Here is an 11,959-nt window from a genome sequence, read left to right as displayed (position 1 = left end):
GTATCTCTTGATGGTTATCGGACTACGGCCGCGCTCGACGCGCAGGTAGCCCTCGAAGGACCGGACCAGTACATTCATATCCAGGGGAGGAATTGGAATCACGGCTCCGAGCTTACGCGCTCGCTTGACGGTAGGAGTGTCATCAACTGAATGACGGTGACCAGGCCCGGCGCTAGTGAGCGTCTGGTCATTGCGGCCTCTCCGGCGAGAAGAAGAGGCGTTCACACGACATGTTCACCAGTTGAAGGCATACGTCTTCGAACCGTCGCGCCTGCTGCTGAACCTGCACCGGGGAAACCTCACCCCGTCGGAATGCTCTCTTGGCGTCGGAGAGTCTCTGCGCCTCGTCGAGGAGCCGATCTGCATCTGCAGTTGAGAGTCGCCGCGGAAGTTCGCCGGCGTTCGAGCTTCGAAGTAACCTGCATTTGAGCGCTTCCCTGCTTGGAGGACCAGCGACGGGTTCCTCACACGCCTTCTGCTTGTTCTCCGAGGCCTCCCAGCGACATGAGATCATGCTGGACGCGGCCCCCAGCATGAGGACCAGCACAACCAGACCGACCGCTACGAGGCGTCGGTTCCGAAATGGTCCGGCATTGTTGTGTTTGGGACTCATGTCCCCCCCAGAATGTTGCATATTAAGGTATGATACTCTCCATTAGAATCGCACGTCAACCCGAGCCATGCAGCCAGGCCATGCAGCCAGGCAAGCTGAGCTTGGCTTGTGGCATTGGTGCAGACCCTTGTAGGGACGTCACAAGATGTTCTTTGGTGCTTCACGTGACGGGAGTCAGGAAGGGCCGCGCGGCCAAGGCTAGGTCAGCCAATGTAGAGAAGTCTGCGACTCTGTTCGAATTCCGCGCGAAATTGCCATGTCACGCGGCGTTGAGCCCCCGCGACACTGCCGTTCTGTTGAGCTTGGCTGACGCAGCGGGATGACCGATTTCCGCGTGTAATTCCAATTACATGCTATTATTGGATTGACACGGGCAAGGCCTTGCATCGCGGAGGGCCTCGATATCGGACGCTCTTGGGCGGAATGCGTTGTCAACACATCGTCGGACCTAGACCGGGATGGCTTGGACGGTCGTGCGCCAGTCGGCGTGATCCGCCGTCTGTGCACAAGGACCTCGGTGAGCGACTTGATCTCCTCCTTGTAGATGGCCGCCGTCTCCGGCGGCATCATTGTGAGCGCGTAGCCGTAGTGCCTGACCTGTGTCACCTCGAGTCCGAGGCGAAGGGCAGCATCGCGGAAGCGCTGGTTGTGGTACTGGGAGGCCGAGCAGTCCCTGATGCCCATCTCGAAGTTCATGGCGTGCGCGGCTTCGTGAAGCAGCGTTTCCACGATCTCCTCGACCGTGAGCGCGATGAACTTCGAGATGTTGCCAGTAAGGCTCACGACGAGTTGATCGCCCGGCCCGAATTCCGGCATGAGGTCGACGCCTGTCTGGCGACGTACCTGGCGCTGGGACAACACCAGAACCCTGCGAGCGGTTTCACGGATCAGCCGCTCGAGAAACTCGTCGCGATGCGCGTGGTCGAGCGCTCGCCCGCCGCGGTCGGGAGCGAGAAGAGCGGCGCTGCGAATTGGAGAACAGGCGAACCCGAGCACGTCGAGACCTGAGCTACCTCGAAGACAACAAAATCGCCCTCTTGCGGGAGGGCGCGTACACGCCGCAGGACTACACCGCGGCAATAGCCGGGCTGCAGGCGGAACTTGGTGAGGTCGACACACAGCTCGCCCAGGTGGAGAGCGTCGATCCGAGCAAGATGCTCATGAGCGTGATGGGTTTTCTAGAACTCCTGCGTTTGGCCATGGTTGGCTACAATCATGCCTCCAACACCAGAAAGCAGGCGTTGTTGAAAATTATGTTTCAAGAACTGGTCGCAGCGAACGGTTGCGTCGCTAGATTTACGCCAAAGGATGGCTTCGCGAGGTTCATTCGTGGGGACAATACCCCGGTACGTGGACCATATTGGGTCCTTTCCGAACTCGATAACATATACCCGGCAGTGGTGGCAAGCGCAGAGAGGCTGCGTTCTTATAGTAACTCCTGTGGTATCGGGGGCACCGAGGATGCCTCTGCTTCAATCTGAGGCAACCAGCGCAGCCGATCAACGCAGTCCCAGTCGACGGGATTATCGAGCACTGCGTCGCGCAGTTGCTCACGCATGGAAGCCACGAGCTCCATCTTGGTGAAGGAATTGAGCGGGTGCACGATGGAACGCTCTATGCGGCGTTCGAGAAAACGGTTGGTGCATCGGGATACTGGCGACAGGAACGTGAGACCCCAGGTACGCAAACGTGCCTCTATCTCCTGACGAGGCCATCCGGTGATCTTCTCAATATCTGACTCAGTAAGACCAACGAGGCAGTAGAGATACCAGAGGCGTTGTCTTGTTATCCTAGGACGCTGGTTGTTTGAATGTGAAGGCATACATGAGTTAATGATACAGGATTGGACGGCAATGCGTCAAGAACAGGACGCATCGTCGCGCGGTCGGCTAGTCTGGACACTTCGAGGGCTGGGTGTTGCTGGCATCTGTCTCCAGCGGATTGCGGTCGGAGCAGTCCTCGCAGTGGGTTCGCTCAAAACCCCGCAGGAACCGGAGCCACTCGGATCGGGGCGCCTCAATGATATGTTGGCGGCGCACGCAACGCCAGACGAGCGGCAGAGCGATCTCCCATGGCTTCCCCGCGGGTGGCCGCCTCTCCTCCAAGTTGAGGTACCGGCACCACCGGACGCGTTCCCGACCGGCCTCCCTGCCGGCGAAGAAGCTCACCTCGAAGGTCCCCATCTGTTCCTCGGAGACCGGAAATCGCGAGGCGGTTCGTCGTGCCATGAGGTGCAGTTCGTCGTCCGTGAGCGAGGCCAACATAGCAAACAGGCCGCCCGTCAGGAATCCGGCCAAGCGGTCCGCATCCTGGCGGAGCATCGAGCGCCCGGCGACATATGCACGAACCGAGGCAACGAGATTGCCGTAGCTCATGGCCTCGACCGTGGGCTGCGCCTGGAGGGCCAGCTCGCGCGCCTTGTCGCCATGGTTCGTCAGTTCGTAGTAGTCGGCGAGGACCATTTGGGCGCGCAGTTCAGCGTGGAGCATGCCTGCACGTCGAAACACGTCGACCGCGGCAAGGGCGTCCTTCTCGGTCTGCAGATGCTGGTCCTCGCGGCCGAATGCTCCTCCGGTCAGCACCCGAGCCATGCAGACGAACCTCAGTTGGATGACGTAAGCGAGCGCTCGCAGGAGAAGCGCCTCGCCCAAAATCCAGGGCTGGGAGAGCTGCCGCACCTCCTCGATGAACGTGCTGACGTCCGCGATGAAGCAATCAACCTCGCGGGCCGCGCCCTTGGCCCGTTCGTCGGCATCCGATGGCGTCATCAGCCCGAACGCCCTCAGCAACATGGCCACGAGGCTCCATTCCTGCAGCTCAGCGCTCCACCTCAGGCCTCGCAGAAGCAGGTGCATGAACCGGGCGTGCGCCTTCCGACCCGGGCCAGCGTCTGAGTCCCCCTGTACTCTCGCGTCGATTGCCACTACCTCTTCGAGGATCTCATCCTGGCGGTCGGGTGTAGGTTGGTCCAGGAACTCGAGGCGCAGCTCCTCGAGTCGGTGGAAGTCTCGTAGAGGAGTTGCGCACGAGGCGGCAAAGGCGTGTTGCTTCCGGAGGTACTCGTCGCGTGAGATCCGGCCCGCGAGGAACTCGCATTCCAGCTGTAGGCCTGCAAGAAGTTCGTGAGCCTCGGTGGGCAGCTGATCCGCCTTGAGCGCAGCCTCGGCTAGGTACCCGAGCGCGTGCTGAGCGCGGGAGCGCATGAACTCGGCGTTCGCCAATATGAGCTGCACCCCCGCGTAGCTCCTGCTCTCCGCCGATAACTTAGTCGCCAACTCGAGTACTTCGTCGGCGCGGCCCGCCGCGGCCATGTCGAACCCCTCGGCGAGCAACCTGTCGAGCGCCTCGCTCCCGTCAGTGATCACCGGCTTGTTTTGCTGCAACGCTAGCGTGAGTTTGTCCCCCACCTGCAGTCGCGCGTGCCGTTCAAGCACGTCGCGGGCGAGCCTTCCTTCGGCCAGCACCCTCGCTCGTATCTCTGTGATCCCCCCGGCGTCGAGCCGCCTCTTGAAGTGCAGCCGCACCTTGCGTTTGTCGCGCCACCCAGGCCGCTCCGCATCGAGGCGACCCCGTTCATCCCGGGCCCACGCGTACCAGAACTCATCCCGCGGACGGTCGTACAAGATGTAGATGGAAGATAGACCCTGGCGCAGGTAGTTGAGGTTGTACACCTCGACCGGATGCGCGAGGCCTCCCTTGGAAAGCGGCTTAGCAGAGTCCGTGCCCTTGAGCTGTACCAACGCCTGGCACTTCGTGTAGCGACCATTGACCTTCACTTCGAGATATCTATCCACGCCCGTGTCGGGACCGGGCTCGGACCGCAGCTCAAGCTCGCGGTCGTACTTACTTGTCAGGAGATGGTCGAGCGCCGCGCTGGAAGCGCGCTCCAGCTCGTGCTGCGGGCTGCTCCGCGGCAGCTGCCCGAAATCGTCGTCGGAGTCGGCGTGGTCGGGACACATGGTTCTCGCATTGTACCTCGGGCCGTTTCATTCGTGTGGCGGCCACCGAGCGGTGTGACTGACCATTGCACCACGTGCTGGGTCGCCGCCGACGCCCGTGACGAGGCGAATGGGTGTTACGGCAGCAGAGTGGTCGGCGTCTCACGATGCGGGCATGTCGAGACTACCTTCAGACCTTATCCACAGCACGCTTCTTGACAGATGAGCATACACCAGCATACACTACGGATGTATGAAAGTAAGAAGCCATCACCTCGACAGCGTCCAGCGCAAGGCGCTAGCCTCGATCCGCAATCAGATCGTGCACACGGGTCAAGCGCCATCGGTGCGCAAGCTCGCCGCACTCCTGGGCTACCGTTCACCGCGCTCGGCAGCCGTGATCATCAATCGTCTGCAGGAGGCCGGCTACCTGGCCCGTCGTCCGAATGGCGAGCTGCGGCTGCTGCGCAGTCCATCAGAGACGACAGACCACGCACGTACGGTGCAGGTGCCGCTCGTGGGCACCGCTCCATGTGGAGCGCCACTCCTCGCCACTGAGAACATCGAAGCGACCATCCCAGTTTCCGTCGGCCTCGCTCGACCGCCGCACCGCTACTTCCTCTTGCGCACCCAGGGCGACTCGATGACCTTGGCAGGTATCAAGGATGGCGGACTTGTTCTTGTCCGACAGCAGTCGACGGCCGAGAATGGTCAGATCGTGGTCGCCCTCATCGATGACGACGCGACGATCAAGGAGTATCGGCGCGACGACAAAGTGATAATGCTGCTGCCACGATCACGGAATCCAAGACACAAGCCGATCATCCTCACTAGGGATTTCCTGGTGCAAGGTGTCGTGGTCGCTTCTATTCCTAACGTGTGAGTTGCTATGCCAAAGAAGACGAAACCCAAGATGCTTCCGCCATCGTCGAGTGGGTCACCTATTCAGGCAGCCTCTCGCGATCTCAAGGAAGCGACCAAGATTCTACTCGCGGTACGCGCCGGGGGTCGATGCGAGTTCCCTGGCTGCAACGAGTATTTGTTCGAACACCCTCTCACGCTCAAGGAGGGCAATTTCTCCGAGCGCGCGCATATCGTCGCATTCAGCCCAGAGGGGCCCAGGGGCGCAGAGGGAGAACGCCCGGTGGACATCAACGATGTCGCTAACCTCATGTTGTTATGCCAGCCGTGCCATACATTGATTGACACGCGATGGACAGAGTACCCGCGCGAAACGCTTCGGGCATACAAGGAGGCGCACGAGACGCGGATCCTCCATATGACCAGTCTGGGGCCTGAACTTGCTACCAGCGTGGTGCAGTTGAAAGCCAAGATCGCCGGTGATGCGGTCGACATCCCCATCGGCCACGTCACGGAAGCGGTCGCTCCCAGGTACCCCGTCGACCGAAAGGGTCACATCATCGACCTCACCGGGATCGACGACGACTCAGATGAATTCGTGAACGTCGCTCAGCGGCAGATCGCGCGGGAGGTCCGCGCGCTCTACAGTCCTGGGATGGATGTAGACAAGACGCGTCACATCTCGCTCTTTGCTCTGGCCCCCATCCATCTCCTGATCTTCCTTGGTAGCCGTCTCAGTAACAAGATTCCGGTCGACCTGTTTCAGCGGCATCGGGACGGCTCCAATCCCTGGGTTTGGCGCACCTCGGAAGAAGTCGCAGCATACGAGTGGAAACCACTACAGCAGGGTGCAGACAACGGGAAAGTGGCGTTGATCATTTCACTCAGCGGCCAGGTGCATCGTGAACAGCTGCCGCCGACAATTGATGCGTCCTACTCCATATATGAGTTAACGCTCAAGGATCAGCCTCTGACCACGGACTTATTGCGTCAGCGGCAGGACCTCGAGGAGTTCCGGCAGCTTTACCGCAGACTGCTCGCTGAACTGATGAAGAGACATGTCGGACTAGAGGAAATCAGCCTCTTCCCAGCGATTCCGGCACCCATAGCCGTTGCTTGCGGATACGACCTACTGCCAAAGGTTCATCCCGCACTATGTGTCTACGATTTCGACAAGGGAAGCGGAGGATTCAACCTTCGCACAAGGATTAATGCTAATGACAAACAATATGAATAACAAGGACTACTTGAAGGTGTTTCTGGACAGCCAGGCGCTTTCTGACGACAGCACGGAGCTCAAGGAGCTTCAGAAGATCCGCGGCGAAGTGGAAGAACTGCTGCGGGACGAATTCGACTCATCCCCGACCATCAAGTACGGAGGATCCAAGGCCAAGGGCACGCTCGTCCGCGAATCCTACGACCTGGATATCATCTGCTACTTCCCGCGCGACGATGACGAAAACGCCGAGACGCTTGAAGAAGTCTTCAACAACGTGCGTAAGGCGCTTGAAACCAAGTACACGGTAGTGACGAAGACGCAGGCCCTGCGCCTGATGGGTCTTAGCGATAAGGCCGATTTCCATGTGGACGTCGTTCCAGGGCGCTACGTGGATGACGCGAAATCCGATACCTTTCTCTATCGAGCTTCCGGCGATAAGAAGCGGCTCAAGACGAACCTCGATACTCATATCAAGCATGTCAGGGATAGCGGCGTTTCCGATGCCATCAAGGTGCTCAAGGTCTGGCGAACTCGCAAGAGCCTCTCGGTACGCACCTTTGTACTCGAGCTTGCCGTTATCGAGCTTCTCAAGGATCACAAGAAGGATTCCTTGGAGGAGCAGCTGAAGCACGTCCTTACCGAGCTGCGCGACAATGTCGACGACATCACGATCAAGGACCCGGCGAATCCCGACGGCAACGACCTCTCCGAGGCGTTCGACGACAACGTACGCCAGATTCTTGCCCTCGTGGCCAAGGACACCCTGACTACCGTGGCGGCGTCCGGATGGGAAGGTGTCTTTGGCGCGCTTCCTGAGGATTCGAAGGAGTCCCGTGTGGAGGCGCTGAAACGCGCAGCCGCGGGCATCAGCGCTCCGACAAAGCCGTGGTGCAACCGCCTCGTATGAGTCATCGTCGCCCGCGTCACGACCAAGCACAACTCGACCGACTCAAGAACGAGGTGGCGCAGGCGTTCCCGGAACTGATCGCCTCGGAAGAGGCCGGCCACCTCAGATTCAAGGGTCCGTTCCGGATCGAATACGAGGGCAGGCGTCTTGATACCTATGAAATCGAGATTGACCTTCCACAAGACTACCCGGATTCCCAGCCCATCGTACGCGAAAGCGCAGGCCGAATCCCCCGCGCGCCAGACCGACATGTCAACTCGGATGGCGCGCTTTGTATCTGCCTCCCGGAGGAGTATTGGCTCCATGGGTTCGCAGAGAGGCCTCTGATCGACTACATCAGCGGACCGGTGAGAACGTATCTCCTGGGCAACAGCCTGGTAGAGTTGGGCGCCGGGTGGCCCCACGGAGAGTGGGCGCATGGCTCGGAAGGACTACTCCAGTTCTATCAGGAACACCTCGGGCCCATTGATGGCCGTATCTTGCGTGGGTACCTCGACTACCTCGCCAGACCGGAGGTCAGGGGGCACTGGCTGTGTCCGTGCGGTTCCGGGAAAGTAGTGCGGAAGTGTCACATGCCGGCACTGCGGCGTCTCAGAGACCGGATTCCCCCATCAGTGGCGGCGAAATCACTGAGCATGCTGGCGGCGAGCTCGAAATAGGGTGCGGCGGAGCAGGAGCGTCGTCACCAGACAACGTGTTTCCAGAAATCCTCGGAGCAGCCGCGGGCCGCGATCTCAGCGACACGGCGCTTGTTGTGCAACGACACGAGATCCGAGATGATGTTATTGCTATTGGCAGGATCGAGTAGCCGAGCACTCTGGAAATCGTCCCGAAGGAACTCGAGCACGCGCATGACGCGGCGATCCAGTTTCGGGTCTTGGTAGCCGCGCAGCGCCTCGGCAGTCGCCAGCTCGATTGCGAAGGAGCCAATTGGGACTTTGTGCCGCACTCGCCACAGCTTGAGGATCTGGAGTACGTCGCGTAATCCACCCTCGCGCACGTGGGCGACATGCTGCTCGATACTGGTCTGACGGGTGGTCCGTGCCCCGCTCACGTAGAGATTCGCGTACCGGGAATCACTCTTGAGAGTCTTTCCGGGCACGATATCAACGTGAAAGCCAGGATGTTGAACCCGAAGCGCCACATTCCTGCGTTTCGGCCGGCGTCTTGCGCTACGTAGCCGCCTCTCGACCGCCTCGTAGCATTCGCTTATGCTCATCGCACTCTCTGCGGGGAAGTAGAGCACCATGTCAAGATCGTACGAGACACGGATAGCGGTCCCCTTCGCGACTGAGCCAGCGTAGCGAATCCGGGGGTTGCCGCCTTCCCAGCCACCGAGCAGCAATCCTTCGTACTGCGCACGAGCCCTTCGAATCGCCTCCTCGTCCTGCGGTCGCAGCGCGTACTTCACGAGTAGATGCTCGAGGTAGCTCGTGATCTGCGGATCGGGCTGCGGGCGAGCGCGGGCCAGGCGCCGTCGGATCCCGTCACTTCCGAGGCTCCTCAGATCTGTGACGGTCTCGCAACCCGTGAGCTGAAGGAGCCTACCCAACTTCATGTCACCGCGAACGCCAAGGTCGAGGCCGTATTGCTCCTCTATGCTCGCCACTTTGGTATCCGAGCGCTTCCGTCGGAACATGAGCCTGTCTCCCTCAGCGTCTGTCGTGGCTCGCAGCGATGTACTGCGGGGATGGTACCACTTACGGCTCTCGACGGCGCGGTCACTGTGTAGGATTCGAATTCCTACCTGGGCAGGAACCATGCTGCGGGACAGGCTCACCGAAACGAAACACAGCGCCTCTCAGCGCTGTTTTGTGATCCTCGACAAGAGTTGAACGTGATCGTGCTTGGTACACCTGGTTGGTCTTGAACCCTTTCTCTTTGCCCAATAGAGCAGAATCAAGCGCATAGGCGCAATACTGGTCCAGATTGGACAGGATGACATTCGCCAGAAATCCGGTCTTGGGGATGGCTTAGATAACCGGAGACTAGGCCTCGTGCCTACTCGTTGGTGTACTCGGTGTCGACCTGGCGGACTATGTTGGAACCCAACAAATGACTCTCGGGCCCCCAGTGTCGGCGGAGATTTGTACAGGTGTGACCGCGCAGTGTGTGCAGTCTCAGTAGCCAAACCTGCCGAGGACATCGTGTGCAATCACGCCGATCGCACTTTCGAGGGCCAGCGTCAGGTCATCAACGGAAGACAGAACCTGGTCCAGTTGTCCGAGATTCAATGGGAAGTGACAGTGCGGTAGCGGCTCGGATGACTGTGTGACGTGAAGATGTGGTCCCCGTTTATAGGAGCCAACCGGCTCGTCGGTTTCGTCGTTCGGGTCGGAATGCAGCGCAAGAAACTCAATGAGGCTATGTGAGGGCATTTCCGTGCGAAAGAGATGCAAGTACGCCTGGTGCAGGTACCATTCATCCTGACGACTGCCAAGTGGCTTCCAAATCTCGAAGTACTGTCCCCAGACGTCGCGGGCGGCCGTGCGGAACCTCCAATCCCGGTAGTCTGTCGTGCTGGCATTGCCCTCATGGGCGGCGATAGCGCGTCCGCCGTCGGCCTTCTGCTTAACGAATTGCACGGCCAGCACGGGCTGTTTGCCGGCCGAGCGAAGGCGCCCCAGCAACTTCTGCAGTAGATTCGGCCGATGCGTCAGTTTCTCAGCCGCGAGGACAACGCGAAGCACCTACCGCTCCATACCGATCTCGATTCGATCTGTCGTCGAGAGGCCATACAGGTCCGCCACGACGCGATCGATGTCGAGTTCGAGATCCTGGGCGTCTGAGTTGTCCAGACGTCGGCGGACTAGCGCCAGGAGCCGCTTCATCCTTGACGGATGAACTTCCGCAGGTGGTGGAATTCGGAGCTCCTTCAGCGTCTTCGGCTCAAGCATCGCGTAGCCACGACTGTACTTGTGGGAGAGCATGGCAATCTGCCAGTACGCAACCGACGAGTTGAGGACAGCCAAGAAGTAGAGCAGGAAATCCGTTTGGCTTGAGGGGTCTCGTGGATACAACAGAGGACTATGCGAAATCGCGTATTGTCCCGTCTCGTCGAATGAGAAGCGCGGAAGCAGAATGAGGTGTGGGCTGACGAGCTTCGGCCGCAGCATGTTTTCTGGGGAGCGGGGGCGCTCTGGGCACCACCACTCGACCGTCTTCGCTCTCACGGACGCTCGTTCCTGGAGAAGCTTCTTGTGTTCCCCCAGAAACGCCCACGTCGCAGGGAAACGCTTTCGAACTTCGGTGGCCTCTAGTCTGCGGTCATTCTCGAACGGATAGAAGACCACCTCCTTGGTGTTCTTCGGGACTCTGTAGCGCCCCATCTCTCGGTCGTGTAGAAACGGCCGGTATGCCTTCTCCTCGCCAGGGGGCGCGTCCGCCCGCCGACGGATGAATACGTCATCGGCGCCCGTGACAAACCCCTCCCTGACAATCAGGAAATCATCGAGACGAGTGAACCGCCGCAGAGCCGCGGCGAGCCCCTGCTGGCTGGGCGGCGGGACTTGCCAGGTCTTCGCCCTGAACGTAGCTTGCGAGGTATCGTGGATGCTGTAGAAATCAGAGGTGGTGCGCTTGCCCTCCAGGGCGCTCTGCAGAGCGAACCCGACGTACCCCCTGCAATGAACGACGGCTGCCAAGGGTTCTTCGGCGGCGTGTCGGGGCTTCTTCTGTAGTATCAACAGAACAACATAGGCTCCAACATCACCAAATACAGGTATCTCAGAGAGATCGACTATTACGCGTACCCAGAACTCGGCAGCGATCCGTTGACGTAGCTTGGCTGCATTACGAGCGATCAGGAAGCTGTGGGGCAGGACGTAGAGGAGAAAGCCTCCTGGCTTGACCATCTCGAGTCCGACCTTCAAGAGTGCGAGGAAGAGGTCGATCTTGCCGGTCGCCTCGGTCGCCATGAACTTGCTAATCCTCTGGCGCCAGTCCTCAGGGACTGCGTCCCACTTGATGAAAGGCGGGTTCGTAACGACTGCGTCGTAAGCCTCCTTGAGCCCGAGGTGTTTCGCGTAGTATTCGATCACCTCGGCAGACTCAATCCGAAGAGCGCTAGGGAAACTTCCGGTGAGGACGAGATGGAGCAGCGACAGTGAGAGTCTGGTCGCTTGGCACGCGGTTTCCTCAACATCGATGCCGAGTACGTTCTGGAATGCCTGGCCGGCCACCGCATGGATGTCGATGTCCTGCAGGGGGTCGCATTGCATTTCCAGCGTCGTGCGAAGGAAGATACCGGATCCGCACGCCGGGTCGGCCAGTTTGAGGCTGCGGAACAGCGGCGGTGTCAGGTTCTCCTTCAGAAACCTGGCAAAGAAGCGCGCGATGTAGTGGGGAGTGTAGATTCCGCCGAGCTCTCGGTTGGCACTCTCGTCGGGAAGATCGGAAAAGAAACTGGCCTGCTTGGAGTC

11 protein-coding genes are annotated in these 11,959 nt (G+C 59.8%); 6 read left to right on the top strand and 5 right to left on the bottom strand.

Features of this window, described 5'->3' with window-relative positions; translation table 11 throughout:
- Nucleotides 1-187: 187 nt before the first annotated feature.
- Nucleotides 188-613: a hypothetical protein gene (locus WC683_16845; protein ID MFA4974277.1), complete on the bottom strand. Its 426-nt coding sequence runs from the start codon at nucleotides 611-613 to the stop codon at nucleotides 188-190.
- Between the two features lie 501 nt (nucleotides 614-1,114).
- On the opposite strand from WC683_16845, the gene WC683_16840 reads away from it, so the two are divergent.
- Nucleotides 1,115-1,621 (top strand): hypothetical protein, encoded by a 507-nt coding sequence (locus tag WC683_16840; protein MFA4974276.1) that lies wholly within the window; start codon nucleotides 1,115-1,117, stop codon nucleotides 1,619-1,621.
- On the top strand, nucleotides 1,585-2,094 hold the full coding sequence (locus WC683_16835; GenBank protein MFA4974275.1) for a hypothetical protein: 510 nt from the start codon (nucleotides 1,585-1,587) through the stop codon (nucleotides 2,092-2,094). The genes WC683_16840 and WC683_16835 overlap by 37 nt, the downstream gene beginning before the upstream one ends.
- Before the next feature lie 408 nt (nucleotides 2,095-2,502).
- Here WC683_16835 and WC683_16830 read toward each other — a convergent pair whose 3' ends face one another.
- Nucleotides 2,503-4,572 carry a DUF4365 domain-containing protein gene (locus WC683_16830; GenBank protein ID MFA4974274.1) on the bottom strand — a complete coding sequence of 690 codons (2,070 nt, stop codon included), beginning with the start codon at nucleotides 4,570-4,572 and terminating at the stop codon, nucleotides 2,503-2,505.
- A 232-nt stretch (nucleotides 4,573-4,804) separates the two neighbouring features.
- Between WC683_16830 and lexA the strand changes: the two genes are divergently transcribed.
- Genes lexA through WC683_16810 form a run of 4 tightly spaced genes read left to right on the top strand, consistent with a single transcriptional unit; the run spans nucleotide 4,805 to nucleotide 8,197 of the window.
- Nucleotides 4,805-5,434 carry a transcriptional repressor LexA gene (lexA, locus tag WC683_16825; GenBank protein ID MFA4974273.1) on the top strand — a complete coding sequence of 210 codons (630 nt, stop codon included), beginning with the start codon at nucleotides 4,805-4,807 and terminating at the stop codon, nucleotides 5,432-5,434.
- A 6-nt stretch (nucleotides 5,435-5,440) separates the two neighbouring features.
- On the top strand, nucleotides 5,441-6,649 hold the full coding sequence (locus WC683_16820; protein ID MFA4974272.1) for an SAVED domain-containing protein: 1,209 nt from the start codon (nucleotides 5,441-5,443) through the stop codon (nucleotides 6,647-6,649).
- On the top strand, nucleotides 6,630-7,538 hold the full coding sequence (locus WC683_16815) for a nucleotidyltransferase (protein MFA4974271.1): 909 nt from the start codon (nucleotides 6,630-6,632) through the stop codon (nucleotides 7,536-7,538). The genes WC683_16820 and WC683_16815 overlap by 20 nt, the downstream gene beginning before the upstream one ends.
- Nucleotides 7,535-8,197 carry an SEC-C domain-containing protein gene (locus WC683_16810; protein ID MFA4974270.1) on the top strand — a complete coding sequence of 221 codons (663 nt, stop codon included), beginning with the start codon at nucleotides 7,535-7,537 and terminating at the stop codon, nucleotides 8,195-8,197. The genes WC683_16815 and WC683_16810 overlap by 4 nt, the downstream gene beginning before the upstream one ends.
- A 23-nt stretch (nucleotides 8,198-8,220) precedes the next feature.
- On the opposite strand, the gene WC683_16805 is transcribed toward WC683_16810, so the two are convergent.
- From WC683_16805 to WC683_16795, 3 genes are all read right to left on the bottom strand, one after another.
- Entirely contained in the window at nucleotides 8,221-9,177 is a 957-nt protein-coding gene (locus WC683_16805) for a hypothetical protein (GenBank protein MFA4974269.1), read from the bottom strand.
- Between the two features lie 481 nt (nucleotides 9,178-9,658).
- Entirely contained in the window at nucleotides 9,659-10,228 is a 570-nt protein-coding gene (locus WC683_16800) for a hypothetical protein (protein ID MFA4974268.1), read from the bottom strand.
- Nucleotides 10,229-11,959: N-6 DNA methylase (locus WC683_16795; GenBank protein ID MFA4974267.1), on the bottom strand; the 1,731-nt coding region annotated here is incomplete at its 5' end.

This window comes from bacterium (assembly GCA_041648665.1).
GTDB lineage: Bacteria > UBA10199 > UBA10199 > 2-02-FULL-44-16 > JAAZCA01 > JAFGMW01.
The sequence above is the reverse complement of the archived record's forward strand: the minus strand, read 5'-3'. Positions and strand labels throughout refer to the sequence as shown.